The organism is Rhizobium sp. L43 (genome assembly GCF_002531725.1).
Lineage (GTDB): Bacteria > Pseudomonadota > Alphaproteobacteria > Rhizobiales > Rhizobiaceae > Rhizobium.
In genome coordinates, this window is record NZ_NWSQ01000008.1 from 198361 (window position 1) to 223574 (window position 25214).

At 62.8% G+C, this 25214-nt stretch carries 23 protein-coding genes; 19 read left to right on the forward strand and 4 right to left on the reverse strand.

Features of this window, described 5'->3' with window-relative positions; translation table 11 throughout:
* Nucleotides 1-26: 26 nt before the first annotated feature.
* Entirely contained in the window at nucleotides 27-932 is a 906-nt protein-coding gene (locus CO667_RS12825; RefSeq protein ID WP_097618728.1) for a LysR family transcriptional regulator, read from the reverse strand.
* Between the two features lie 301 nt (nucleotides 933-1233).
* Here CO667_RS12825 and CO667_RS12830 point away from each other — a divergent pair, with 301 nt between their 5' ends.
* The gene (locus CO667_RS12830; protein WP_097618791.1) at nucleotides 1234-1545 is read left to right on the forward strand and encodes a hypothetical protein; all 312 of its coding nucleotides are present in this window, start codon (nucleotides 1234-1236) and stop codon (nucleotides 1543-1545) included.
* A 453-nt stretch (nucleotides 1546-1998) separates the two neighbouring features.
* Nucleotides 1999-3042 carry a tartrate dehydrogenase gene (locus tag CO667_RS12835; RefSeq protein WP_097618729.1) on the forward strand — a complete coding sequence of 348 codons (1044 nt, stop codon included), beginning with the start codon at nucleotides 1999-2001 and terminating at the stop codon, nucleotides 3040-3042.
* Nucleotides 3043-3092: 50 nt separating this feature from the next.
* Here the strand turns inward: CO667_RS12835 and CO667_RS12840 are convergent, their stop codons facing one another.
* Nucleotides 3093-3761 carry an aldolase gene (locus tag CO667_RS12840; RefSeq protein WP_097618730.1) on the reverse strand — a complete coding sequence of 223 codons (669 nt, stop codon included), beginning with the start codon at nucleotides 3759-3761 and terminating at the stop codon, nucleotides 3093-3095.
* A gap of 16 nt (nucleotides 3762-3777) precedes the next feature.
* A complete protein-coding gene (locus CO667_RS12845) occupies nucleotides 3778-4776 on the reverse strand; it encodes a LacI family DNA-binding transcriptional regulator (RefSeq protein ID WP_097618731.1) in 999 nt (332 codons plus the stop codon).
* A gap of 199 nt (nucleotides 4777-4975) precedes the next feature.
* Between CO667_RS12845 and CO667_RS12850 the strand changes: the two genes are divergently transcribed.
* The 14 genes from CO667_RS12850 to CO667_RS12915 all read left to right on the forward strand — a co-directional run bounded on the left by CO667_RS12850 (nucleotide 4976) and on the right by CO667_RS12915 (nucleotide 20903).
* Nucleotides 4976-6292 carry an MFS transporter gene (locus CO667_RS12850; RefSeq protein ID WP_097618732.1) on the forward strand — a complete coding sequence of 439 codons (1317 nt, stop codon included), beginning with the start codon at nucleotides 4976-4978 and terminating at the stop codon, nucleotides 6290-6292.
* 71 nt (nucleotides 6293-6363) lie between these two features.
* Nucleotides 6364-7308 (forward strand): L-threonate dehydrogenase, encoded by a 945-nt coding sequence (gene ltnD, locus CO667_RS12855; RefSeq protein ID WP_097618733.1) that lies wholly within the window; start codon nucleotides 6364-6366, stop codon nucleotides 7306-7308.
* Nucleotides 7309-7322: 14 nt separating this feature from the next.
* The gene (otnI, locus tag CO667_RS12860) at nucleotides 7323-8099 is read left to right on the forward strand and encodes a 2-oxo-tetronate isomerase (protein WP_097618734.1); all 777 of its coding nucleotides are present in this window, start codon (nucleotides 7323-7325) and stop codon (nucleotides 8097-8099) included.
* A 3-nt stretch (nucleotides 8100-8102) separates the two neighbouring features.
* Nucleotides 8103-9383 carry a 3-oxo-tetronate kinase gene (otnK, locus tag CO667_RS12865; protein ID WP_097618735.1) on the forward strand — a complete coding sequence of 427 codons (1281 nt, stop codon included), beginning with the start codon at nucleotides 8103-8105 and terminating at the stop codon, nucleotides 9381-9383.
* A gap of 640 nt (nucleotides 9384-10023) precedes the next feature.
* Nucleotides 10024-10737 (forward strand): HAD-IA family hydrolase, encoded by a 714-nt coding sequence (locus CO667_RS12870; RefSeq protein ID WP_097618736.1) that lies wholly within the window; start codon nucleotides 10024-10026, stop codon nucleotides 10735-10737.
* A 64-nt stretch (nucleotides 10738-10801) separates the two neighbouring features.
* Complete coding sequence (locus CO667_RS12875) at nucleotides 10802-12412, forward strand: ABC transporter substrate-binding protein (protein WP_097618737.1); 1611 nt, start codon at nucleotides 10802-10804, stop codon at nucleotides 12410-12412.
* An 81-nt stretch (nucleotides 12413-12493) separates the two neighbouring features.
* Nucleotides 12494-13444: an ABC transporter permease gene (locus tag CO667_RS12880; RefSeq protein ID WP_097618738.1), complete on the forward strand. Its 951-nt coding sequence runs from the start codon at nucleotides 12494-12496 to the stop codon at nucleotides 13442-13444.
* Complete coding sequence (locus CO667_RS12885; protein ID WP_097618739.1) at nucleotides 13441-14307, forward strand: ABC transporter permease; 867 nt, start codon at nucleotides 13441-13443, stop codon at nucleotides 14305-14307. The genes CO667_RS12880 and CO667_RS12885 overlap by 4 nt, the downstream gene beginning before the upstream one ends.
* A complete protein-coding gene (locus CO667_RS12890; RefSeq protein WP_097618740.1) occupies nucleotides 14304-15959 on the forward strand; it encodes an ABC transporter ATP-binding protein in 1656 nt (551 codons plus the stop codon). The genes CO667_RS12885 and CO667_RS12890 overlap by 4 nt, the downstream gene beginning before the upstream one ends.
* A gap of 238 nt (nucleotides 15960-16197) precedes the next feature.
* The gene (locus CO667_RS12895; protein WP_097618741.1) at nucleotides 16198-17523 is read left to right on the forward strand and encodes an FAD-binding oxidoreductase; all 1326 of its coding nucleotides are present in this window, start codon (nucleotides 16198-16200) and stop codon (nucleotides 17521-17523) included.
* Between the two features lie 141 nt (nucleotides 17524-17664).
* On the forward strand, nucleotides 17665-17952 hold the full coding sequence (locus CO667_RS12900; RefSeq protein ID WP_097618742.1) for a DUF971 domain-containing protein: 288 nt from the start codon (nucleotides 17665-17667) through the stop codon (nucleotides 17950-17952).
* Nucleotides 17953-17962: 10 nt separating this feature from the next.
* Nucleotides 17963-19699, forward strand: coding sequence for a fumarate reductase/succinate dehydrogenase flavoprotein subunit (locus tag CO667_RS12905; protein WP_097618743.1), 1737 nt, complete (start codon nucleotides 17963-17965; stop codon nucleotides 19697-19699).
* A 12-nt stretch (nucleotides 19700-19711) separates the two neighbouring features.
* Nucleotides 19712-19945: a ferredoxin family protein gene (locus tag CO667_RS12910; RefSeq protein WP_097618744.1), complete on the forward strand. Its 234-nt coding sequence runs from the start codon at nucleotides 19712-19714 to the stop codon at nucleotides 19943-19945.
* A 1-nt stretch (nucleotide 19946) separates the two neighbouring features.
* Nucleotides 19947-20903: a HEAT repeat domain-containing protein gene (locus tag CO667_RS12915; RefSeq protein ID WP_097618745.1), complete on the forward strand. Its 957-nt coding sequence runs from the start codon at nucleotides 19947-19949 to the stop codon at nucleotides 20901-20903.
* Nucleotides 20904-20978: 75 nt separating this feature from the next.
* Here the strand turns inward: CO667_RS12915 and CO667_RS12920 are convergent, their stop codons facing one another.
* A complete protein-coding gene (locus CO667_RS12920) occupies nucleotides 20979-21785 on the reverse strand; it encodes a Crp/Fnr family transcriptional regulator (RefSeq protein ID WP_097618746.1) in 807 nt (268 codons plus the stop codon).
* Between the two features lie 369 nt (nucleotides 21786-22154).
* Between CO667_RS12920 and CO667_RS12925 the strand changes: the two genes are divergently transcribed.
* The 3 genes from CO667_RS12925 to CO667_RS12935 are packed head-to-tail and all read left to right on the forward strand — an operon-like array spanning nucleotide 22155 to nucleotide 25209.
* Complete coding sequence (locus CO667_RS12925; protein WP_097618747.1) at nucleotides 22155-23567, forward strand: ABC transporter substrate-binding protein; 1413 nt, start codon at nucleotides 22155-22157, stop codon at nucleotides 23565-23567.
* An 8-nt stretch (nucleotides 23568-23575) separates the two neighbouring features.
* Nucleotides 23576-24370, forward strand: coding sequence for an ABC transporter permease (locus tag CO667_RS12930; RefSeq protein WP_097618748.1), 795 nt, complete (start codon nucleotides 23576-23578; stop codon nucleotides 24368-24370).
* Nucleotides 24367-25209, forward strand: a complete 843-nt coding sequence (locus CO667_RS12935; RefSeq protein ID WP_097618749.1) for an ABC transporter ATP-binding protein — start codon at nucleotides 24367-24369, stop codon at nucleotides 25207-25209. The genes CO667_RS12930 and CO667_RS12935 overlap by 4 nt, the downstream gene beginning before the upstream one ends.
* Nucleotides 25210-25214: the final 5 nt, after the last annotated feature.

A 25214-nucleotide genomic window follows, 5' to 3' on the forward strand; every position in this document is an offset into this window, starting at 1 on the left:
TGGCGGATTGAGGAAAGACGTGAGGGCTAGTTTGTCGCCAGCCTGGTATCTCTGCCTTTTCTAGCGCTGAGGACTTCATGGAATGCGTTGAATGCGCTGGGACGATCATTTTTGCGGTAGACGAGCAGCGTCTCGACAGGCCCCAGTTGGTGGGTCTGGACAGGGGTCGGCCAGGGCATGAGGTCGAGCACGGATTTCGGCATGACGGCGGCGGTGTTGCCGGTCGCAACGCTTGCCAGGATCGCATGGTAAGAGCCGAGCTCGCTGGTCGGCAGGGCGCTCGATTTGCGCGCCCAGCTTTCGGCGATCCTGCGATAGGTGCAGCCGGGTTCCAAAGCGGCAATCGCGCCGACGCTAAGGTCGGCAGCGGATTTGATCGCTGGATGGCCGGGCGGCAGCACGATCAACAGCTCCTCGACAAAGACCGGCTCCATCTCCAGCCCCTTGAGCTCGGCATCGAAACCCATGTCTTCGCCGCGCATCGTCTTCGGCGGGCGGGCAATCAGCGCGCAATCCAGCGCATCGGCCACGACGGCGCGGGCGAGATCCAGGGATGCGCCCATCGTCAAATGAAGCGACACATCCGGCCACATCCGCTTGAATTGCGTCAGCGCCGCCGGCAGCCTGCTCGCCGCCGTGCTTTCCATGGTGCCGACACGCAATGTTCCCGTGGGGACGCGAGGCCGCACGGCCTGGCGCGCTTCAAGCGCAAGCGCCGTCAGCCGGTTGGCGTAGGCAAGGAACGTCTCGCCCTCCCGTGTCAACGTCATCTTCTTACCGTCACGGCTGAAGAGAGAAACGCCAAGATCCTCCTCCAGCTGCTGGATGCGCGTCGTCACATTCGACGGCACCCGCCCGACGGCCCTGGCGGCCTTGGTAACGCTGCGATCGCTGGCAACGGCGAGGAAGATTTCGATCGACGAAAGGTCCAATGAAAGGATCTCGTTTCCGGAATTAAGGAGAAAGATAATTCTCTATATAAAAATCATCTCCATAGCTCAAGCCGGTTTCATCGCACTATCACCTTCAGCTTTTATCGTGCTTTACATCCGTATCGCGATGCGCATCGCTTGCTCGAGCGAAGCGGAGCGGTTGCCGAAAAAAGGATCGCGACGCCGAGGAAATAGCCAGGCAGGCCGCGACATTGCCTCTGCCGCATGACGAACCAAGCGTTTGAGGCTGGCACGGGGTTTGCATCTGCAATTCCATCTGCAGATCGATCGGCGCCGACCCATGTTGCATCTTGTCTTGACCTGTCTTCTTCTCAGCATCGCTTCCGGCTTGAGCATGCGGCGCTTTCTTCTGCCGTATTTCCCGGGCGGCGATCTCGCCGAGAAGTCTGCACCCGTCACGATCGTCGCAAGCGCCGTGTTTCTGGCGACACTGGCCTTCACCGTCTCCGATCAGGACCTTTGGGCAAAATCCGTCATCCTGATAATCGGCCTGTTGCTGGCGGCCATGTTCGACGATGGGCGACCCAAGCTGACCATCGCGCTTTCCACCCTCAGCCTGGCGATCTATCTGGGCTTGCGTTCGATCAACTGAGCCATCCGCTTTTCCAGGCGACGGTGCCACGGAACGCTTTCAGGAGCTGCCGCAGCGATGCCCAATCCGCGCAGTATCACGAAGCCGTAGCCTGCGGCTCCGCGGTAATGACGAAGAGCTGTCGCCCGGCGAAGGTGCACGCTGGATCCGGATGCCAGTGCATTTACCCTCGCCCGCCTGCGCATTTTTCGCCAGGTCGCGATGAGGGATGGGCACCCGGAACGTCTCGATCCAGACTAGTCCAGATCGTTCGATACAATTGACTGGCGATGCCTCAGCAAAAACAACGATCCACCAAATCCAGGCCGCTTTCGGCAAATAAAGCCTGAGCCTCCGTCTACAGTGAGTGCCGCGGCGCAACGCTGACCGCCTGCATCGACAAGGCACCAGCCGCAAAGCCCATCTCCCGAACGCATTCGCAAGAGCTTGCTCATCAGCCTGTGAGGACCTGCCATGAAGACCTACAAGATCGCCCTTTTGCCAGGAGACGGCATCGGCCGCGACGTGACGGAAGCAGCCAAGGCAGTGCTCGAAAAGGCGGCGGCACGAAGCGGATTTTCGTTCGCTGCATCAAGCTATCCCTGGTCCTGCGACTACTATCTCGAGCACGGCAGCATGATGCCCGCCAATGGCATCGAAACGCTGAGCTCCTTCGATGCCATTCTGCTCGGCGCCGTAGGATGGCCTCGCAAAGTGCCCGATTCCGTGTCGCTGCACGGACTTCTGCTGCCGATCCGCAAGGCTTTCGTCCAATATGCCAATATCCGTCCGCACCGGCTGCTGCCGGGTGTGCAGGGACCGTTGCGGTCGGAGAACTTCGACATCCTCTGTATTCGTGAAAATACCGAAGGCGAATATTCCGGCGCCGGCGGCCGGGTTCACCAGGGTACCGACAGCGAGGTGGCTGTGGAGACCTCGATCTTCACCCGCAAGGGGGTCGAGCGCATCCTGCGTTTCGGCTTCGAGCAAGCGCGTGCGCGACGCGGCAAGCTTGCCTCGGTGACAAAATCCAACGCCCAGAGATACTCGATGGTTTTCTGGGACGAAATCACCCAGAGGCTTTCGGCGGAATATCCCGATGTCGAGGTGACCAGCTACCATATCGACGCCATGGCCGCCCGCATGGTCATGGCGCCCGACAGTCTCGATGTCGTCGTCGCTTCCAACCTGTTCGGCGACATCCTGACCGACCTTGGCGCCGCCATCCAGGGCGGACTGGGCTTTGCAGCCTCCGCCAACATCAATCCCGACCGCTCGGCGCCGTCGATGTTCGAGCCCGTCCACGGCTCGGCGCCGGATATCGCCCATCTCGGCATCGCCAACCCGATCGCCGCCATCTGGTCGGGCGCAATGATGCTGGAGCACCTGGGAGAAACGGCTGCCGCCGCAAAGGTGATGGCCGCAATCGAGGCGACGACGGCACGCGGCATCGGCTCGGTTCCCGGCAAGGACAGGACCGACGCGATCACGTCGGCGGTGCTTTCGGCGCTCGACTAGAGCGCCGCGGCAATAGCGTGCAGCGTACGCTTGGAAGTCAAGCGACAGCGTCAATCATCGTCGTGATGGTGATGCGATGGAAGGTCGAGGCCGAAGGTGTTGACGAGATCGGCCACCTCAGCCGGGCTGAGGAAACGCGGATTGAGGTTGCGCAACAGCAGATAGAGCTTCGCCGTTTCCTCCAGTTCCTCGGTGGCAAAGACCGCCGCTTCCAGGCTGTCGCCGGCAACGACGGGTCCGTGATTGGCCAGAAGCACCGACGAATATTTGCCCGCCAGCCCGCGAATGGCGTCGGCCACATCAGGATCGCCGGGACGGTAATACGGCACCAGCGCGGTTTCGCCGGCACGCATGAGATAATATGGCGTCATCGGCGGCAGGGCGGCGCGCGGATCGATCTCCGGCAGCATGGTCAATGCCACTGCGTGGGTGGAGTGAAGATGGACGATGGCGCGGGCGCTGCCGCGCGTATCGTAAAGTGCCGTATGCAGTGGAATTTCCTTGGTCGGCTTGTCGCCGGACAGGAGCCGGCCTTCGGCGTCGAGCCTGGAAATACGTGCCGGATCGAGAAAGCCGAGCGAGGCGTTGGTCGGCGTGACCAGCCAGCCGCCATCCTCCAGCCGCAACGATATGTTGCCCGACGAACCGGGCGTCAGCCCGCGCTCGAACAGCGAGCGGCCGTATCGGCAGATTTCTTCACGCAGACGTGCGTCGGACATGACAGTTCCTCCAATATTACGCGGTTGCCCCTTCGATCAGTTCAAAGCCGAGATCGACGGCCTGCGGTGGCGCATTAGCGACGACCAACTGCGCGGCGATCTCCCCGGTCGCCACGCGCGGCGTTCGGATGGTCGACAAGGGTTGCGGTGTTGCCCGGCCGATATCGAGGCCGTTATAGCCGAAAATGGCGAGCTTCGAGGGGATCGCGATCCCTTGAGCCAGACAGTGAAAATAACCGCCCAGCGCCATGTCGTCGTTGGAGAAATAAACCGCATCGAGATCCGTCGTCCGGGCGAGTAGCCGCTCCAATCCCAGCCTGCCGTTTTCCACAGACGAAGCGCCTGGGAGAATTTCGCGGGCGACGAGCGGGGCGTCATGCGCGCCGAGCGTTTCGCAAAAGCTGGAAAACCGCTTGCCGGCACGGGTATCGCGGTTCAGGTCGTGACCGACATAGCCGATCCGGCGATAACCCCGCTTCAGCAGGAAGGCAGCGCTCTCCCGCCCGGCCGCGCGGTTCGAGAAGCCGACCGCGATATCGAGAGCATCGCCGTCCAGATCGAGCAGTTCCACCACCCGGCAGCCGCTGGCGCGCAGCATCTTCACCGTGCCCTCGGTATGCTCGCATCCCGCCAGCATGACCGCCGCCGGCCGCCAGGCGAGCATCGCGGCGGCAAGCGCTTCCTCCTTGCCCGGATCATAATCGGTGACGGAGAACACCGCCTGGTACCGGTTTTCCTCCAGGACGGCGCTGGCGCCGCGCAGCACATCGGGAAAGACGATGTTGGAGAGCGACGGAATGACGAAGGCGACAAGACGCGAACCGGTGGAGGCCAGCGTTCCGGCGATCCGGTTCGGCACATAGCCCAGCCGCTCGACGGCAGCCATCACCCGTTCCCGCGTCCTGCCGGAAAACGAACCATGGTTACGCAGCACGCGCGACACCGTGCTTTCGCCGACACCGGCCGCTTCCGCGACCTCGGCAAGCGTGACCGTCGCCTGATGTTTGAATTCCATCGTTACATCGAACCCAGCTTTTCCCTCACCATTTTTCATTGCTCGCACCAAGAAGCAAGATTTTTTTGGCAGCGCTACCATTTTGCTGTTGGCAGCGCTGCCAAAATGAATTATTGAAAATTGGCAGCGCTGCCAAAGACGGCGCGACGAGCCGCGGGAGGATCGACAGGGACCGCGGCAACAATCGGAGGAGAAAATCATGACACTAGAGACGCAGGCGCCAGTCGCTGGCGCATATACCGCTGAGGCGGCGGAAGACCGTGCCTATGGCAAGGTATTCTGGCGCATCGTACCTTTTTTGATGCTGTGCTACGTGGTCGCCTATCTCGACCGCGTCAATGTCGGCTTCGCCAAGCTGCAGATGTCGAGCGAGCTCGGCCTCTCGGAAGCCGCCTATGGCATCGGCGCAGGCATTTTCTTCATCGGCTATTTTCTATTTGAAGTGCCGAGCAACATCATCATGAACAAGGTTGGCGCGCGGGTGTGGATTGCCCGCATCATGGTCACCTGGGGCATCATATCAGCCGCCTTCATGTTCACCTCCTCGGAAACCGTCTTCTATGTCCTGCGTTTCCTGCTGGGCGTTGCCGAAGCCGGATTTTTCCCCGGCATCATTCTTTATCTGACCGCGTGGTATCCGTCCCACCGCCGCGCCCGGATCATCACCACCTTCATGTCCGCAATCCCGATATCCGCCATTTTCGGCAATCCGCTTTCAGGTCTCCTGATGGACAGTTTTCACGGCACGCACGGGCTTTCCGGCTGGCAGTGGATGTTCCTGATCGAAGCCATTCCCGCCCTTCTTTTCGGCGTCGCGACCTTCTTCTATCTTGATGATACGATCCAGGGCGCCAAATGGCTGAGCGATGAGGAAAAACGCGTGCTGACGGCCAATATCGAGGCGGAGAACCTGACGAAGACAGCAAGCCCGCACAGCATCGGTGCAACGCTGACCGACCGTCGCGTCTGGCTGATGTGCCTGATCTATTTCTGCTTCGTGCTCGGGCAATATGGCCTGAATTTCTGGATGCCGACCATCGTCAAGGCCTCGGGCGTCAGCGGAAACCTCAATATCGGCCTGATTTCCGCGATCCCCTATATCTGCACATTCGTCGCCATGCTGGCGCTCGGCCGTTCCGCCGACAGGCTGCGCGAACGCCGCTGGCACCTCGTCGTCCCCGCTCTCATCGCCGCCGGTGGTTTTGTCGCCGCGACCATGGCGACCAGCACCACGGTCTCGATTGTCTGCCTCTCGCTGGCGGCGGCGGGTGCGATCAGCTGCGCGCCGCTCTTCTGGTCGCTTCCGACAGCTTTTCTGGCCGGCACGGGCGCTGCGGCCGGCATCGCCTGGATCAATTCGGTCGGCAACCTCGCCGGGTTTCTCGGGCCGTTTCTGGTCGGCTATCTCAAGGACTTCACCGGCACCAACAGCGCCGGCATGTATCTGCTGGCGGCTGCGCTGGTCATTGGTTCGCTGGCCGTGTTGACGGTTCCGGCGAAAAGCGTCAATCGCTGAATCACAGCCCCTCCGGGACGGTACCCCCCGGAGGGGCGCAAAGCCTTCCTCACAAGACTGGAGAACTCCTCATGTCACCGCTTGCTGAAAACCCGGGCTCCGCCGTTGTCGCGGCCGTCATCGGTCTTGGTTCCATGGGGCTTGGAATGGCCCGGTCGATGAAGCGCGCAGGCCTAGACGTCGTTGGATATGACATCACGCCGGCGGCGGTGGACCGCTTCATCACCGAGGGCGGGCGTGGCGCGGCAACCCCCGCCGATGCGGCAAAGGATGCGGACATTGTCGTCTCCGTGGTCGTCAACGGCGCGCAGACCGAGGCCGTGCTGTTCGGGCCAGAAGGTGTCGCGCATGTGATGAAGCCCGGCGCCGTCTTCATCTCGTCGGCCACCATGGATCCCGCCGTCGCGCGCGATCTGGCGCAACGGGTAGAGGCTCTCGGCCTGCATTATCTCGACGCGCCGATTTCGGGTGGTGCTGCCAAGGCGGCGCAGGGGGCCCTGACGATCATGGCGTCCGGCTCCAGACAGGCCTTCGACACGGCGCGCCCGGGGCTCGAGGCTATGGCCGGCAAGGTCTACGAACTTGGCGACGCCGCCGGCAAAGGTGCGGCCTTCAAGATGATCAACCAGCTTCTCGCCGGCGTGCATATCGCCGCTGCCTGCGAGGCGATAAGCTTTGCCGCCAAGCAGGGCCTCGACCTCGACAAGGTCTATGAGGTGATCACGGCTTCGGCCGGCAATTCATGGATGTTCGAAAACCGCGTGCCGCATGTGCTGGCCGGAGACTATACGCCGCTCAGCAGCATCGAGATTTTCGTCAAGGATCTCGGTATCGTCCAGGACATGGCCCGCTCCGAGCGCTACCCGGTGCCGCTTGCGGCAGCCGCCCTGCAGATGTATCTGGCCGCCGCAGGCGCCGGCATGGGGCGTGACGACGATTCCTCGCTTGCGCGGCTCTATGCCCAGCTTTCCGGCGCAGAATTGCCCGGCTCCGCCAAAGAGCCACAAAGCCTGTAGAGGGAACGCTAGACATGCCGGTTTTCGCCGCCAACCTGACGATGATGTTCAACGAATGGGCATTCCTCGACCGTTTCGATGCCGCAGCCGATGCCGGCTTTGCCGCCGTCGAATACCTCTTCCCCTATGAAGCCCCGCCGGAGGCAATCGCCGAACGGCTTGCGCGCAACAATCTGCAACAGGCCCTGTTCAACCTGCCGCCGGGCGACTGGACAGCCGGCGAGCGTGGCATCGCCGCCCTTCCCGGACGGTTCGATGCGCTGAAAGCCGATGTCGAGCGGGCGCTGGATTATGCGGCGGCGACGGGTGTCAAACGGTTGCATTTGATGGCCGGCATCGCCGACCCTCATGACCAAGATGCCTCCTCCTGTTATCGGCGCTCCGTCACCTACACGGCCGAACGGCTTGCGGAAAAGGGCATCGATCTCCTGCTCGAGCCGATCAACGGGCGAAACATGCCGGGATATTTCCTCAACGACTTTGGCGCGGCCGAGCGGCTGATTGCCGAAAGCGGCTTGGCGAACCTGAAACTCCAGTTCGACATCTATCACCGTCAGATCATCCACGGCGACGTCGTCATGGCGCTGCGGCGCCTGCTGCCGATCACCGGCCATATCCAGATCGCCAGCGTGCCGTCCCGCAACGAACCGGACGGGGAGGAGCTGAACTATCCCTATCTGTTCGGCGAGATCGACCGCCTGGGTTACGACGGTTTCATCGGCTGCGAATATATCCCGCGCGGCCGCACGTTGGACGGGCTTGGCTGGTTCAAACCTTTTGCACGGAGCTAGACGATGGCTATTTTGCTCGGATCAATCGCCGACGACTATACCGGCGCCTCCGACCTCGCCAACACACTGACGAAGAACGGCTTGCGCACGGTGCAGACAGTCGGCATCCCCGACCCGTCGCTGGCATTGCCGGATGTCGACGCCGTGGTGGTTTCCCTGAAGATCCGCTCCGTCCCGGCCCCGGAGGCCGTGACGGCCGCGACCAGCGCCGAGCGGTGGCTGCGCCAGCGGGGTGCCGGCCATGTGCTTTACAAGATCTGCTCGACCTTCGATTCCACCGATGCCGGCAATATCGGTCCGGTCACCGAGGCATTGAGCGAGGCGGCCGGCGGCGGCTCCGTGCTGGTGACACCCGCCTTCCCGGAAACGGGACGCACCGTCTATCTCGGCCATCTCTTTGTCGGCGGCCAGCCGCTGAACGAAAGCCCGCTCAAGGACCACCCCCTCAATCCGATGCATGACGCCAATCTGGTGCGGGTTCTCACCCGGCAGTCGCGCAACGCTGTCGGACTGGTCGATCTCACAGCCATCGCGGCCGGACCCGGCGCCGTCAGGGCAAGGCTCGATGCCCTGCGCGCGGCAGGCGTCACCACGGTTATCGCCGATGCGATTTTCGAACGCGACCTTGAAACGCTCGGCGAGATCGCGTTGGAAACACCGGTGTCGACAGGTGCGTCCGGCCTCGGCCTCGGCCTTGCCCACGCCCTCGTCCGCTCCGGGCGGATATCGTCCGGCGGCGCGACCACGGCGGACGCCATGCGCCCCGTCGGCGGGCTGTCCGCGATCGTTGCCGGCAGTTGTTCCAAGGCGACGCTCCATCAACTCGACATCGCCGAACGGTCGATGCCCGTGCTGCGGCTCGATCCGGAGCGGCTGCTTGCCGGTCCAGATGAGATCGCCGCAGCGATTTCCTGGGCCGGAGACCGCATCGCCGCCGGCCCCGTGGTCATCGCCGCAAGTGCCGCGCCGGAAACCGTGTCCCGGCTGCAGGCGCTCCACGGACGAGAGGCGTCCGGCCACGCGATCGAGACCGCGACGTCGATCATAACAGCCGAATTGGTGCAGAGAGGCGTGCGCCGCCTGGTGGTCGCAGGCGGCGAAACCTCAGGCGCCGCCGTCGACAGGCTCGCCATTCCGGCATTTCTGATCGGCCCGGAGATTGCACCCGGCGTGCCGGTGCTGCGCACGGTCGGCAATGCCCAGGGCGACATGCTTCTGGCGTTGAAGTCAGGAAACTTCGGAGGCGAGGATTTCTTTGCGGCAGCACTGGCGATGATGCACTGACCTGTCCAACGCATGCAGCATCGCCAGGCGCCGATGGTCGAGAAGCGACTCGACCATTCTGGAATAGCCAGGGATAGCCTGAACGCGATCAATTCAGCTCGATCGACTATTGCGCTCATCGGCGGTTGGCGCAGGACTTGAACCCGCTCCCTGCCGTCCATGCCGCTTCGGCGTCCCCTCGACTGGCAACAACCCCCCCTGCGCCGCAATTGGCCCCGAAATTCCGAAGCTTTGCGAAAACGGCGTCAGGGCCGGTGCGCTGCATCTTCGATTGGGCCTCGAAACAACCTCGTTATCCCGGCGCTCATCGGCGCGCAGCCGCCGCCCGCATCGACGCAGCGGGCCTCGTCCGGCGCAAGCGCTTGACGCTGGACGAGGCGCTGACAGCCCAGGATGCGTGTGGTCGACGCAAGCCTGAGAATATCGCGAAACCGTCAGATTCGGTATTTTGTGCCGCCATATGCCGCCTTTCAGGAGAATCCGGCGCAGTGCAGGTGACACACTACGATCAGTGAAGGGCGCGGATCCCGACAGATGCGGGCCTTCCATATAAGAGCGGGACAAAGATCTCGCCTATGGGAACAGAATATTCTTCTTCGAGAACCGCGCTCCCGTCAGAGCCGAACACTGGGGAATTCACGTGAGCAAGAGCCTTCCGGAATTCAAATACATGACATTCGACGTCGTCGGTACGCTGATCGACTTCGAGGGCGGCCTCAAGGCCTGCCTCGCCGAGATCGCGGCCGAGGCGGGGGGCACGGTCGACGGCGAGCAGGCACTCAGCCTCTACCGCGCAGCCCGCTACTCCGGGGATGCCGACCTTTTTCCCGACGACCTCGTGCGCGTCTACCTGGCGATCGCGCCGGAGCTCGGCCTGCCCGTCGACCGAAAATATGGCGAACGGCTGCGGGACTCGGCAAAGAGCTGGAAGGGCTTTGCAGACAGCGCCGCAGCGCTCGCCAGTCTTGCGAAGGATTACCGCCTCGTTGCGATGACCAATGCCCGCCGCTGGGCATTCGATTTCTTCGAAAAGGAACTCGGCAATCCCTTTTATGCCGCCTTCACCGCGGACGATACCGGCACCGAAAAACCCGATCCGGCCTTCTTCGAAAAGGTGTTCGATTACCTCGGCTCGGAGGGGCATTCAAAGGACGACATCCTGCATGTCGCCCAGAGCCAGTACCACGATATCGGGATTTCCAGGAAACTCGGGCTGACCAATTGCTGGGTCGAGCGGCGCCATGCCGAGAAGGGCTACGGCGGCACGATCGAGCCGGCCGAATTCACCAGACCCGATTACCATTTCACGTCCATGGCTGGCCTTGCCGATGCCGTGGCTGCCGCGCGCGCCTGACTTTAAAACCGGATCGGGCCCCGCCCGTGACGGGCAGCCCGCCACAGAAGAAAAGGGGAATGAGATGAACGACAAGATCACCAATTGGACCAGATCCGACGACGCCATGGTCGAAACCGCGATCCGCCGCGGCGCGACCCGTCGCGAGCTGCTGCATATGATGCTTGCGGGCGGCGTCGCCGTGTCGGCCGGCGGGCTCGTGCTTGGCCGCGCCGGCAAGGCGCTTGCCGCGACACCCGTTTCCGGCGGTTCGCTCAAGGCAGCCGGCTGGTCGTCCTCCACGGCCGATACGCTCGACCCTGCCAAGGCGTCGCTCTCCACCGACTATGTCCGGTGCTGCTCCTTCTATAACCGCCTCACCTTCCTCGACAAATCAGGCACGCCGCAGATGGAGCTTGCCGAGGCGATCGAATCCAAGGATGCGAAGACCTGGACGGTCAAGCTGAAGAAGGGCGTCACCTTCCACGACGGCAAGCCGCTGACCGCCGACGACGTGGTTTTCTCGCTGAAGCGCCATCTCGACCCGTCCGTCGGCTCGAAAGTCGCCAAGATCGCCGCCCAGATGACCGGCTTCAAGGCCGTGGACAAGCAGACCGTCGAGATCACCCTTGCCGATCCGAATGCCGACCTGCCGACCATCCTGTCGATGCATCACTTCATGATCGTCGCCGACGGCACGACCGATTTCACCAAGGCCAACGGCACCGGCGCTTTCGTCAAGGAAGTGTTTGAGCCGGGCGTTCGCTCGGTCGGGATCAAGAACAAAAACTACTGGAAATCCGGCCCGAACGTCGATTCTTTCGAATATTTCGCGATCAGCGACGACAATGCCCGCGTCAATGCGCTGCTGTCGGGCGACATCCACCTTGCAGCCTCGATCAATCCGCGCTCCATGCGCCTCGTCGAGGCCCAGGGGGACGGCTTCTTCCTGTCGAAGACCACCTCGGGCAACTACACCAACCTCAACATGCGGCTGGACATGGATCCCGGCAGCAAGCGCGACTTCGTCGAGGGCATGAAGTACCTCGTCAACCGCGAGCAGATCGTCAAGTCGGTCCTGCGCGGCCTCGGTGAAGTCGGCAACGACCAGCCGGTTTCCCCCGTCAATTTCTACCGCAATGCGGATTTGAAGCCGCGGGCCTTCGATCCCGACAAGGCGAAGTTCCATTTCGACAAGGCCGGCGTCCTCGGCCAGTCCATTCCGGTGATCGCCTCCGAGGCGGCGAACTCCTCGATCGACATGGCGATGATCATTCAGGCTTCCGGCGCCGAAATCGGACTGAAGCTCGATGTCCAGCGCGTTCCCTCCGACGGCTACTGGGACAATTACTGGCTCAAGGCGCCGATCCACTTCGGCAATATCAATCCCCGTCCGACGCCGGATATTCTGTTCTCGCTGCTCTACTCCTCTCAGGCTCCCTGGAACGAGAGCCAGTACAAGTCGGAGAAGTTCGACAAGATGCTGATCGAAGCGCGAGGCTCGCTCGACCAGGAAAAGCGCAGGGCAATTTACGACGAGATGCAGGTGATGATTGCCAACGAAGCCGGCACCATCATCCCGGCCTATCTCTCGAACGTCGATGCCACCACCGCCAAGCTCAAGGGTCTGGAGCCCAGCCCGCTTGGCGGCCAGATGGGATACGCCTTCGCGGAATACGTCTGGCTCGAAGCCTGATAAAATGAAGGGAACCGGGGCTGCAGCAGGCAGGCCCCGGTTCTTCCGGAACCGAACTCGAACGCAGAAAGGGAGGCACCCGTGAACCATCAGGTCTTGTCCCTGGTGTTGAGCCGATTGCTCATCGCCCTGATCACCCTGGTGATCGTCTCCTTCGCCGTCTTCTTCGCGACAACGCTGTTGCCCGGAGATACGGCGACCATCCTGCTCGGTCAGGCCGCCACGCCGGAAGCCGTCGAAGGCCTGCGCAAGGCCATGCATCTCGACGAGCCGGCCCTCTTCCGTTTCCTGCGCTGGGTCGTCGGGCTGCTGCAGGGCGATCTCGGCACCTCCTATGCCAACGACATGCCGATCGCCGATCTTATTGCCGGCCGCTTCGTCAATACGCTGAAACTTGCCGGCGTCACCGCGCTGTTCTCCGTGCCGATCGCGCTCACGCTCGGGATTACCTCAGCGATGCTGCGCGGTACGCTTTACGACCGGATCGTCACGGTGATCACCATCGGCGTGATCTCCGTGCCGGAGTTCATGGTCGCAACCTCCGCTGCACTCCTCTTCGCCGTCTATCTGAAATGGCTGCCGGCGCTCTCCTTGGCCAATGAGGTCCATAGTCTGAGCGACATCTTGCGCGTCTACGCCATGCCGGTGATCACGCTCACCTTCGTCGTCTCGGCCCAGATGATCCGCATGACGCGCGCGGCTGTGATCGAGACGCTCAACACGCCTTATGTCGAAATGGCACTGCTCAAGGGCGCCTCGCGACCGCGCATCGTCTTTCGCCATGCGCTGCCGAATGCGCTGGGTCCGATTGTCAATGCCGTTGCGCTTTCTCTGTCCTATCTGCTGGGAGGGGTCATCATCGTCGAGACCATTTTCAACTATCCCGGCATCGCCAAGCTGATGCTGGATGCCGTAGCCACCCGCGACCTGCCGCTGATCCAGAGCTGCGCGATGATCTTCTGCCTGGGCTATCTGCTCTTGATCACCATCGCCGATATCATCGCCATCCTGTCCAATCCGAGGCTCCGATGACCATGACCCGTTCCGCAACCGCTTCCGGCCGGCCGTCCGGAACCCGGTTTGGTTATCGCTTCAACATCGTCGGAGCGATCGGCCTTACGGTGATCCTCTCCTGGGCGCTCATCGCGATCCTGGCGCCGCTGGTCATCCCTTACCCCGTCGGCGAGATTGTCGATCTCGACTATTTCGGCCCGATGAGCAGGCAGCTCTGGCTTGGCTCCGATTATCTCGGCCGCGACATGCTCTCGCGGATCCTGATGGGCGCGCGCTATACGGTCGGCATCTCGCTGGCGGCGGTCGCGATCGCCTGCTTCAGCGGCGTGGTGCTCGGCATGATCGCAGCGGTCGCCGGCGGCTGGCTGGACACGATCCTCAGCCGGTTCCTCGACGCCATGAATTCCATCCCGAGCAAGCTGTTCGGCCTGGTGGTCGTCGCTGCCGTCGGCTCCTCGGTCCCGGTTCTGATCCTGACGCTGTCGGTGATCTACATCCCCGGCGCCTACCGCTTCGCCCGGGCGCTCGCCGTCAATATCAATGCGATGGATTTCATCACGGTCGCGCGCATCCGCGGCGAAAGCACCCTCTATCTCATTCGCTCGGAAATCCTGCCCAATATCGTCGGGCCGGTGCTTGCCGATCTCGGCATCCGCTTCGTCTTCATCGTTCTGCTGCTCTCCGGGCTTTCCTTCCTCGGCCTCGGCGTCCAGCCGCCCTATGCCGATTGGGGTGCGCTCGTGCGCGAAAACATCGGCGGCCTGCCGTTCGGTGCGCCGGCGGTGATGTTTCCCTCGCTGGCCATCGCCAGCCTGACGATCAGCGTTAATCTGCTGATCGACAACCTGCCGCAGAAGATCCGCGACAGGAGCGCCTCATGAGCAATTTCATCGAAATCCGTGACCTGAAGGTCGAGGCCACCACCGATTCCGGCCGGCGCGTCGAGATCATCAAGGGTGTCAGCCTCGACGTTGCCGAGGGCGAGATCGTCGCGTTGATCGGCGAGAGCGGCTCGGGCAAGACAACCATCGCCCTGACCCTGATGGGCCATACCCGCGCGGGCTGTCGCATCTCCGGCGGCAGCGTTTCGGTCGGCGGCAAGGATATGGTCAGGCTCAGCGAAAAGCAGCGCGCCAAGGTGCGCGGCACCGAAGTCACCTATGTCCCGCAATCGGCGGCGGCCGCCTTCAACCCGGCCACGACGATCATGGACCAGGTGATCGAAGTCACACGTATTCATCAGCTGATGTCGCCGGACGAGGCGCGTGCCCGGGCCGTCGAGCTCTTCCGGGCGCTGTCGCTGCCGGAACCTGAGACGATCGGCAGCCGTTATCCGCACCAGGTTTCCGGCGGCCAGCTGCAGCGTCTGGCCGCCGCCATGGCGCTGATCGGCGACCCCACCCTCGTCATTTTCGACGAGCCGACGACGGCGCTCGACGTGACCACCCAGATCGAAGTGCTGCGCGCTTTCAAATCGGTCATGAAGAAGGGCGGCATATCGGGCGTCTACGTCTCGCACGACCTTGCCGTCGTCGCCCAGATCGCCGACCGCATCGTGGTCTTGAAAGGCGGGGAGACCCAGGAAACCGGCACCACCGAAGAGATCCTCAACCATGCGAAGCACCCCTATACCCGGGAGCTGCTTGCAGCCTTCGAGCCGAAACTGCGCGCCGCGGCAGCCCCCATCGAGCGCGCGACGGCGCCGCTTCTGAAGATCGAAGATCTCGTCGCGGGTTACGGACAGCGCCAGGCCGACGGCCTCCCGCTCGTTCGCGCGGTCGAGCACGTAAGCCTGAAGGTGGAGAAAGGCCGCAATCTTGGCATCATCGGAGAATCCGGTTGCGGCAAGTCGACACTCGCCCGCACCATCGCCGGCATCCTGCCGGCCGCAGTCGGCAAGATCGTCTTCGACGGCACAGAACTGCGCCGCAGCGCCCGCGAGCGCTCGCGCGACCAATTGCGCGAGATGCAGATTGTCTTCCAATATGCCGATACCGCGCTCAACCCGGCAAAATCGGTGGAGGACATCCTCGCCAGGCCGCTGGTTTTTTACCACCGCATGGATCGACAAGCGCGAAATGCCCGCATCGATCAACTGCTCGACATGGTGCGCCTGCCCCGCAACCTGCGCCATCGCCGGCCGGGAGAGCTCTCGGGCGGGCAGAAGCAGCGCGTCAATTTCGCCCGGGCGTTGGCCGCCGATCCGAAGCTGATCCTCTGCGACGAGATCACCTCGGCGCTCGACACGGTGGTCGCCGCCGCGGTCATCGACCTGCTCAAGGAGTTGCAGCGGGAACTCGGCCTCTCCTACATCTTCATCAGCCACGATCTCTCGGTGGTGGAGGCGATCTGCGACGAGATCGTCGTGATGTATGGAGGCCGGAAGGTTGAGGAAATCACATCCTCGACGGTGAAGGCGCCGACGCATCCCTATTCGCAACTGCTCTTCTCGTCGGTGCCGACGCTTGATCCGGCCTGGCTCGACGGGCTCCAGCAGGATCCTGAACTGGTGCGGGCCTATTGCCGGCAATGAGGGTCGGCGTGGCGATCACTTTTCGGCAAGCTTGCGCGGTTGTAACCCGGCCATTCTTCTGCAAGTCGCCTTCTGCCGCCGGCGGCTGACCTGCGGCAAAGGCGGTGCGCCAGATCCGCTAGACTAATGCATGTCGCCTGGAACTGTGCAGCGGTCCGGGATAACGACAGGCATCAAAACAAGAGTTAAAGCGCGTCGCATATGCGACGCGCTTAAAGCCTGAAACGGAGACTCTCCCATGCCCGCACCGCTCGATCGCGTCGACACAACGCCGGAGCTGCCGACTGCCGCCGATGCGGTGGTGATCGGCGGCGGCATCGTCGGCGTTTTCGCGGCCTATTATCTCACCCGGCGCGGATTGAAGGTCGCCCTCCTCGAGAAAGGCTTGATCGGCGCCGAGCAGTCGAGCCGCAACTGGGGCTGGTGCCGCCAGCAGAACCGCGACGCCCGTGAACTGCCGATGTCGACGAGGAGCCTCGATCTGTGGGAGCGCTTCGCCGCAGAGACCGGGGAGGATACGGGCTTTCGTCGCTGCGGCCTGTTTTATCTCAGCAATAGCGACGAGGAACTGTCCGGCTGGGCACGCTGGCGCGATTTCGCCCGCTCGGTCGGCGTCACGACGCATATGCTGAGCGGAGCAGAGGCAACCGAACGCGGGCGTGTCACCGGCGCCTCGTGGAAAGGCGGGGTGTTTTCACCGACCGACGGGACCGCCGATCCGGCACGTGCCGCGCCGGCCGTCGCGCGCGCGATCCTGAAACTGGGGGGCACAGTGCATCAGTCCTGCGCGGCCCGCGGCATCGACATCGAAGGCGGCAGGCTCTCGGGCGTCGTCACCGAGCATGGCACGATCCGTACAAAAATCGCGATCCTGGCCGGCGGCGCCTGGGCCTCCTCCTTCTGCCGCCAGCTCGGCATTCGATTTCCGCAAGCTTCGATCCGCTCGTCGATCCTCTCCGTATCCCCGGGCGCGAGCGGCCTGCCGGATGCGCTCCACACATCCGCAGTCTCCGCTACGCGTCGCAGCGATGGCGGCTACACGCTGGCGATCAGCGGCCGCGGCCGCGTCGATCCCACCGCCCAGCAGTTCCGCTTCGCCCCACAATTCCTGCCGATGTTCGCCCGGCGATGGCGCAGTCTCGCACCCGGCGGGTTGGAGGGGTTCCGTTCCGGCCACGAGTCTCTGGCGGGCTGGCGGCTCGACAAGCCGACGCCGATGGAGCGCATGCGCATCCTCGACCCCGCGGTCGATAAGGCCACCATTGCGCTGACGCATGCACGGGCGCTCGAGCTTCTACCCGCCTTGAAGGAAACCAAGATCGCCGCGGCCTGGGCAGGCTATATCGACAGCACGCCGGATGGCGTGCCGGGGATCGGCGAGATCGCCACGCTCCCCGGTTTCATCCTCGCTGCCGGCTTCAGCGGCCACGGCTTCGGCATCGGACCGGGCGCCGGCCATCTGATCGCCGATATCGTCACCGGCGATGAGCCGATCGTCGATCCCAGGCCTTACCATCCCGACCGCTTCGGAACATCCGCCTGGGGCAAAGTGGCCGATTTTTAAAGACGGCTCGGCGAAAGGATGCGTCACCGCAGTGCCGAGGGCACTTGCTGCACGCAACCCCTTTCAGACTGCCCATGGCAATTTATTGCGTGTCTCTGTCCGGCGCTCTCTTAGAGTGGCGTTCGATTGACAGGGAAAGCCATGACACCGTTGCAACTGAAGCTGAAGCCAGAACGCCGCACGCTTGCCATAACCTGGGAAGGCGGCGACATCTCTCTCCTTCCCGCCTCCGAGCTGCGCCGGCGCAGCCGCGCCGCCCAGGCGGTGCGCGCCTCCCTCGATGGGCGCGAGACGGACTTCGATGATGTCATGGTGACCGGCATCGAGCCGATCGGCTCCTATGCCGTCAGGCTGGTTTTCTCGGACGGCCATGATCGAGGGATCTACCCCTGGCAATACTTGCGCGAAATCGCGGATTCATTGGCGTGAGGAATGATGCATGGATAATTTTGTAGAAGGCCTGTCCGAGGTCGAGTGCGACGTGCTGGTGATCGGCGGCGGCACGGCAGGGCCGATGGCGGCGCTGAAGGCTAAGCAGCGCAATCCCAACCTGAACGTCATCCTGCTCGAGAAGGCCAACGTCAAGCGCTCCGGCGCGATCTCCATGGGCATGGACGGGCTGAACAATGCCGTGGTTCCCGGCTATGCGACCCCGGAGCAGTACACCAAGGAAATCACCATCGCCAATGACGGCATCGTCGATCAGGCGCCGGTCTATAAATATGCGTCGCGATGCTACGAGATCATCGAGGAACTGGATCGCTTCGGCATCCGCTTCCAGAAGAACGCCAATGGCGATTTCGACCTCAAGAAAGTGCATCACCTCGGCACCTATGTGTTGCCGATGCCGAATGGAGACACCGTTAAGAAGGCGCTTTATCGGCAGCTGCGCCGCGAGCGCATCCTGATCTCCAACCGCTATATGGCGACGCGATTGCTGACGGCTGGGGATGGCCGGATCGCCGGCGCGATCGCCGTCAACACGCGCTCGGCGGAATTTCTCGTCCTGCGCGCCAAGACCGTCATCCTCTGCATGGGCGCAGCGGGCCGGCTTGGATTGCCCCATTCGGGATATCTCTTCGGCACCTATGAAAACCCGACCAACTCAGGCGACGGCTATGCCATGGCCTATCACGCAGGGGCAGCGCTTGCGAACCTCGAATGCTACCAGATCAACCCGCTGATCAAGGATTATAACGGCCCGGCCTGCGCCTACGTCGCCGGTCCGTTCGGCGCCTATACCGCCAACAGCGAAGGAAAGCGTTTTATCGAAAGCGACTACTGGTCGGGCCAGATGATGCAGGAATTCTACAACGAACTTCAGTCCGGCAAGGGACCGGTCTTCCTGAAGCTCAATCACCTGCACCACGATTCCGTCGGCGAGATCGAGCAGATCCTGCACAAGGTCGAGCGCCCTTCGCGCGGGCGCTTCCACGAGACGCGCGGCACCGATTACCGCGAGACGATGATCGAGATGCACATCTCCGAAATCGGTTTCTGTTCCGGCCACAGCGCCTCAGGCGTCTTCGTCGACGAATTCGCGCGCACGACGGTCGAGGGCCTCTATGCGGCGGGCGACATGGCGAATGTCCCGCACAACTACATGCTCGGCGCCTTTACCAACGGGGCGGTTGCCGGAGAGCATGCGGCCGAGGTCGCGGCGGAAACAGAGCTTCCCGATTATGACCGCGAGTTTGTCGCACGTGAGCGTGAACGTGTGCTGGCGCCGACGCGGCGCGACGACGGCATTCCGCCCAACCAGCTCGAATACAAGGCGCGCCGCCTGGTCAACGACTATCTGCAGCCGCCGAAAGTGACGGCCAAGATGCAGATCGGCCAGGCGCGGCTCAGCGAAGTCCGCGACGATCTCGAAACCGCGCTTGTCGCCCGCGACGCCCATGAACTGATGCGGGCGCTCGAAGTGTCCTCCATCCTCGACTGCGCCGAAATGGCCGCCCACGCCTCGCTTTTCCGCACCGAAAGCCGCTGGGGCCTCTACCACAATCGCGTCGATTACCCGGAGAAGGACGACGACAACTGGTTCTGTCACACGCTTCTCAGGAAGATCGACGGCCGCATGGTCTCGGAGAAGCGCAAGGTGGAGCCCTATGTCGTTCCGATCGAGACCGAAGAACGGACGGCCTACGACCGTCTGCGTGTTCAAAAGCAAGCCTGACAGGAAGCACCCATGCCTCTCGCCCTCTCCCCGAGCACAGTCCCCGTGATTGTCGATGACGCCAAATGCATCGCCGACAAGGGCTGCACGGTCTGTGTCGACGTCTGCCCGCTCGATGTCCTGCGCATCAGCGATCTCACCGGCAAGGCCTACATGAAATTCGACGAATGCTGGTACTGCATGCCCTGCGAAACCGACTGCCCGACCGGCGCCGTCACCGTCAACATTCCTTACCTGTTGCGCTGATATGAGCATCTTTGAACCTTTCGAAGCCTTTGGCGACATAGAGGCCATCGCCGAACGCCTGCTCGATCCGGATGCCGCCATCCGCCGCCTTGCGGTGATCGAGCTTGCGGAAACCGCAAGTCCCGAGGCCCTGCCGCACCTGATTGGGGCGGCCGGCGATGCCAGCGGAGATGTCCGCCTCCAGGCGGCGATCGCGCTTGCCGAATTCGACGGCGCCGGTGCGGCGGGTGGCCTGGCGCGGCTGGTCGTCGACGACGATCCATCGGTCGCGCAGGCTGCGGCCGACGGCCTGGCGGAGCTGAAAAACCAGGAGGCGGGCGGCAGCTTGCTGCCGCTGCTGGACCATGCGAGCGCCTTCGTGCGGGCAGCGGCATTTCGCGGATTGAAGGGGCTGCGGCTGCAGGATGCACTCGGCCCCGCCCTCATTGCGCTCCGCGACGCGGACGCGTCTGTGCGAGTGCAGGCGCTCGGCACGATCGCCTATCTCAAGCTCGACTCGACGCTCCCCTCTCTCATCGCGGCCACGCGCGACGAGAACATCGAAGTGCGCGCCGCAGCGGTCAACGCGTTGACGTTCACGACGCAATCGGCCGCGGCGGAAGCCGTGGCTGCGGCTCTTGGCGATGCGAACTGGCAAGTCCGGGCAGCGGCGGCGGAATCGCTCGGCCGCATCGGCCACGCCTCGGCGGTCGAAGCGCTCGGCAAGGCGCTTTCCGATGAATATTGGCAGGTGCAGCAGAAATCGCTCAATGCCCTCGGCAAGCTGAAGGCGGACGCCGCCCTGCTCCGGATCACCCTTCTGCTCGAAAGCGACATGCCCACCTTGCGCAAGGAAGCGGCAGCCGCCCTTGGCGAGATCGGCAATCCCCAGGCCAGGGAAGCGCTGGCCGCGCATATTGACGATCCCGATCCCGATGTGCGCAAGACCGTCCGCTGGGCGCTGACCCGCCTGGGTTAGGAAACCGCATTAGAGCAATTCCAGGGATAGAGCGGCTGGCGTTTCCGTTAAAAGCTGAACCGCCTTAAGCGGCGCTTACGCGCCGCCCTTCGATACCATCGCCATCAGCAGATGCGGCCGCTCGATGCGGATGTGCCGCGGCGTGACGGTCAGCAATCCTTCCTTCTGAAAGCGCTTCATCATCATCGTCACCCACTGCCGGGTAGAGCCGACCATCGCCGCAATCTGATCGTGGGTCACCTTCGCATTGATGATGACGGCGTGGCCGTCCCTGACCCCATGCAGTTTGCCGAGATTCGTCAGAAACTGCGCCAGCCGCTCGATGACAGAACGGGTGCCGAGCATCTGAGCCATGGCCGAATAGCTTTTGCCCTTCGACGCCAGGCCCTGGATAAGACAGAGCGCGAAATTGGGCAGTTCGACGATCAGCTTACGCAAGATATGGCCTGGCAGAAACAGGATCTCGCAATCATCCATGGCCTCGCCCGACCAGATATGCGTGCCGCCGCCGGTCATCTCCGGCCCGCCGATGAAATTGCCCGGCGTCCAGTAGGCCAGGGTGATCTCGCGGCCGGAAGGGGCCGAATAGAAAACGCGCACCGAGCCACGTTCGATGATGAAGACGCCGCCATGCCGGTCACCCTGCGTGAAGATCGTTTCGCCGGTGGAGAAGCTGAGCTGGCGTCCATGACTGCGCAATACAGCCCATTCATCCGGCTTGAGCGGATCGAGGAAATGCGCGCCCTCGTCCAGCCCATCGACGGTCTCGCTCAGAAACAACGACTGGTCGCCGGGCAGGATGGCCTGCGGGGGCAGCTCGGGGCCCGTTTCGCGCAATCCGCGTTTCGGCTCCGGCTTTGCGATTTCGAAATCCAAGCTCATCGATAGCCCCGTCTGGTGTCGGATGAGCAATTCAATAAATATAAAATCTATGGACTATAAAGAAATATATTTGCGTATTCGCTGCCGAAAATGGTCGTTTATCGCCGGAAATCCCAGCGGCCCGCCTAGGCGAACGACGAATAACCCGCTGTAATCATTTATCTAAATACTCCGATATTTGTCCGCGCCGATCCCCTCCGGACGCCCGGCGCCGACCTGCCGCCGTGTCAATGCAAATTAATTGCTTCCGCCGTCATGGGCCTCGCCACATAAATTTGCGCGACGTCGGCAGGTGCAACAGCGGCTGCCGGTCGGCAAAATTTCGGAGATTTCCCGCCGCGAGACGATGGGATGACATGGGGTGGCACAATGCATTTTCGCTTAACATTGGCAGCTGCAGCTTTGGCTGCGACCAGTTTCATCGGCTGGGCGCATGCGGAAACCATTCGCGTCGCCATCGGCACGCAGGACACCACGATCAACACCGCCACCGGCGGCCTGTTGATCCGGGAACTGAATCTTCTCGAAAAAGATCTGCCGCATGACGGCAAATACAAGGATGCCACCTACGACATCCAGTGGAAGAATTTCACCAGCGGCGCGCCGATCACCAACGAGCAGATTGCCGGCAAGCTCGATTTCGGCGTGATGGCGGATTTCCCCGGTTCCTTCAACGGCCTCGCGCACTTGAAGGCGGGACGCAAGAGCCTGTTCATCACGGTCCTTTCGGGCAGCGTCAAGGGAAGCGGCAACGGCATTGTCGTGCCGACGGATTCTCCCATCCAGTCCATCTCGGAGCTCAAGGGCAAGACGATTTCCGTTCCCTTCGCCTCCACCTCGCACGGCCTGCTGTTGCGCGCCATCAAGGCTCAGGGCTGGAATCCGGAAACGGATGTCAACATCATCGCCCAGGCGCCTGAAGTCGCCGGCGCCGCGCTCAAGTCCAACCAGATCGAGGCGCATGCCGATTTCGTGCCCTTTGCCGAGCTCTATCCATGGCGCGGCTTTGCGCGGAAGATCTATGACGGCTCGCAGGCGAACGGCCCCACCTTCCACGGCGCGCTGGTCGATGCCGACTATGCCGAAAAATATCCCGAGGTCGTCACCGCCTATCTGCGCGCGGCGCTGGAAGCCGATCAGCTGATCGCCAAGGAGCCGGAAAAATACAGCGAACTGATCGCCAAGGTGACCGGCGTCGAAGCGGAGGTCGACTATCTGTTCCATGGCCCGCTGGGCCTGCAGACCCGCGACCTGACCTGGAAGCCGGAATACCGGCAAGCGGTCGGCACCGCGATCGAAACACTGCAATTCCTGAAAAAGGCCGATAGCGGGCTCGACGTCGACACATTCGTCGACGACCGGTTCATCAAGGCCGCCTTCAAAGCGTCGGGCCTCGACTATGAGGCAAGCCTGAAGAATTACGGCCAGCTTCCGCTCGACGCGAAGGATGCCGCCACCGGCGAGCCGATCAAGGATCCGAAGCGCGTCGCTCAGATCTGGGTCAAGGACGAACCGCTCGTCCGCCATTACGCCACGGCGGAAAATGCCTTCAAGGCTCTGAAGGCGCTGGAAGGCGAAGGCAAGGCCATCCGGGTCTTCTATGCGCAGGATCGCGAGAGCGGCATCAAGCTGCTTGGCAATCAGGCCTGGTTCGTTCGCAGTGACAAGGGCGAAATCAGCGCCTTCCTGCTCAAGGAAAGTGCCGAGAGCTGGGCCAAGGCGCATGGCGGCAACGTGCTCGATTTCGCCGACGCCAAATCCTCCGTCGTGGCAAGCAACTGAGGCAGACGATGACGACGTGGACGCACCCTGACTATGGATCTTGGCTGCGCCGCTCGGGATCGATCGCCATCTGTCTTCTTCTCTGGCAGATGGCGTCCACCCTGCGGCTCGATCTCGGCCTGGTCACCTTCCGGAATGTCCCTTCGCCGGTCGACGTGCTCACCGCGGCCCTGGGTTTTGCCCGATCGCCGAAACTGTTTTCGCATGTTTCCAGCAGCCTCGAAAGGGTGTTTGCCGGATATGCGATCGCCTCCATCGCCGGGATCACCTTCGGCCTGATCATCGGCCGATCGCGCAACGCTGCCGATTTCCTGCTCGCGCCCCTCGAACTGCTGAGGCCAATCCCGGCGGTTGCCTGGATCCCCCTGGCGGTGCTGATGTTTCCGTCGTCCGAACTGTCGATGATCTTCATCACCTTCACCGGCGCCCTGTTTCCGATCCTGCTCAATACGATCCACGGCGTCGAGGGCGTCGACCCCCGCCTGATCGCGGCGGCGCGCAGCCTCGGCAGCACGCGACGGGCGATGCTGTTCGAAGTCATCCTTCCCGGCGCCGCGCCGAGCATCGTCACCGGTCTCGCCATCGGCATGGGCACGTCGTGGTTCTGCCTGGTGACGGCCGAGATGATCTCTGGGCAATTCGGCATCGGCTACTACACCTGGGAAGCCTACACCCTGCAGAACTATCCGGAGATCATCGTCGGAATGGCAGTGATCGGCCTGCTCGGCATGAGCAGCAGCAGCGTGCTGCGTGCGGCGGGCAACGCACTCATTCCCTGGCAGAAAAAGGAAACGGCACGATGAACAGCCATCAGCGCCTGGTGCGGTCGGAAACCGGGAGAATCGTGGCCGAACAGGTCTCCATCCGCCTCGGCAAGGGCAAGGCGGCTTTCGAAGCGGTGTCGGATGTCAGTTTCTCCGTCGCACCCGGCGAATTCGTCTGCCTGCTCGGCCCGTCCGGCTGCGGGAAATCGACGCTTCTCGGCGCGCTCGCCGGCCATATCGACATCGCAGGCGGCCGGCTGGACGTCGACGGCGCCCCGGTCCACGGACCACACCCCGAACGCGGCATCGTCTTCCAGCACCACACGCTGTTTCCCTGGAAGAGCGCGCGCGACAATGTTGCCTTCGGCCCGAAGATGCGCGGCGTCGGAAAGGAACAGCGGCGGCGCGAGGCGCAAATGATGCTCGATCTCGTCGGCCTGAACGGCTTTGCCGATCGATATCCGGCTCAACTTTCCGGCGGCATGCAGCAACGGGTGGAAATCGCCCGCGTGCTGGTCAACCAGCCGCGCCTACTGCTGATGGACGAGCCCTTCGGCGCGCTCGACGCCCTGACGCGGCTGAAGATGCAGGAACTGCTGCTCGCCATCTGGGAGCAGTTCCGCAAGACGATCCTGTTCGTGACGCATGATATCGACGAGGCGCTGCTGCTCGCCGACCGGATCATCGTGATGAAGGCGCAACCCGGCCGTATTCACGAGGAGATCACCGTCCCCTTCCCGCGACCGCGTGCGACCGATATCGTCGCATCGCCCGAATTCTCGCGGCTCAAGCGTCACTGCCTCGAACTGCTCCATGAAGACAGAGGCACCGACACCCTTCCCCGCCTGACGCCGCTTGGATTGGGACGGGCGGTCTGATTATC

Bases quoted from the DNA above. Each gene is read 5' to 3' on its own strand.
- CO667_RS12850 (WP_097618732.1), top strand. From the start codon at position 4,976: ATGACACTAGAGACGCAGGCGCCAGTCGCTGGCGCATATACCGCTGAG.
- CO667_RS12920 (WP_097618746.1), bottom strand. From the start codon at position 21,785: ATGAGCTTGGATTTCGAAATCGCAAAGCCGGAGCCGAAACGCGGATTG.
- CO667_RS12930 (WP_097618748.1), top strand. From the start codon at position 23,576: ATGACGACGTGGACGCACCCTGACTATGGATCTTGGCTGCGCCGCTCG.
- CO667_RS12910 (WP_097618744.1), top strand. From the start codon at position 19,712: ATGCCTCTCGCCCTCTCCCCGAGCACAGTCCCCGTGATTGTCGATGAC.
- otnK (WP_097618735.1), top strand. From the start codon at position 8,103: ATGGCTATTTTGCTCGGATCAATCGCCGACGACTATACCGGCGCCTCC.
- CO667_RS12905 (WP_097618743.1), top strand. From the start codon at position 17,963: ATGGATAATTTTGTAGAAGGCCTGTCCGAGGTCGAGTGCGACGTGCTG.
- CO667_RS12935 (WP_097618749.1), top strand. From the start codon at position 24,367: ATGAACAGCCATCAGCGCCTGGTGCGGTCGGAAACCGGGAGAATCGTG.
- CO667_RS12885 (WP_097618739.1), top strand. From the start codon at position 13,441: ATGACCATGACCCGTTCCGCAACCGCTTCCGGCCGGCCGTCCGGAACC.
- CO667_RS12835 (WP_097618729.1), top strand. From the start codon at position 1,999: ATGAAGACCTACAAGATCGCCCTTTTGCCAGGAGACGGCATCGGCCGC.
- CO667_RS12840 (WP_097618730.1), bottom strand. From the start codon at position 3,761: ATGTCCGACGCACGTCTGCGTGAAGAAATCTGCCGATACGGCCGCTCG.
- otnI (WP_097618734.1), top strand. From the start codon at position 7,323: ATGCCGGTTTTCGCCGCCAACCTGACGATGATGTTCAACGAATGGGCA.
- CO667_RS12915 (WP_097618745.1), top strand. From the start codon at position 19,947: ATGAGCATCTTTGAACCTTTCGAAGCCTTTGGCGACATAGAGGCCATC.
- CO667_RS12830 (WP_097618791.1), top strand. From the start codon at position 1,234: ATGTTGCATCTTGTCTTGACCTGTCTTCTTCTCAGCATCGCTTCCGGC.
- CO667_RS12890 (WP_097618740.1), top strand. From the start codon at position 14,304: ATGAGCAATTTCATCGAAATCCGTGACCTGAAGGTCGAGGCCACCACC.
- ltnD (WP_097618733.1), top strand. From the start codon at position 6,364: ATGTCACCGCTTGCTGAAAACCCGGGCTCCGCCGTTGTCGCGGCCGTC.
- CO667_RS12925 (WP_097618747.1), top strand. From the start codon at position 22,155: ATGCATTTTCGCTTAACATTGGCAGCTGCAGCTTTGGCTGCGACCAGT.
- CO667_RS12875 (WP_097618737.1), top strand. From the start codon at position 10,802: ATGAACGACAAGATCACCAATTGGACCAGATCCGACGACGCCATGGTC.
- CO667_RS12895 (WP_097618741.1), top strand. From the start codon at position 16,198: ATGCCCGCACCGCTCGATCGCGTCGACACAACGCCGGAGCTGCCGACT.
- CO667_RS12900 (WP_097618742.1), top strand. From the start codon at position 17,665: ATGACACCGTTGCAACTGAAGCTGAAGCCAGAACGCCGCACGCTTGCC.
- CO667_RS12845 (WP_097618731.1), bottom strand. From the start codon at position 4,776: ATGGAATTCAAACATCAGGCGACGGTCACGCTTGCCGAGGTCGCGGAA.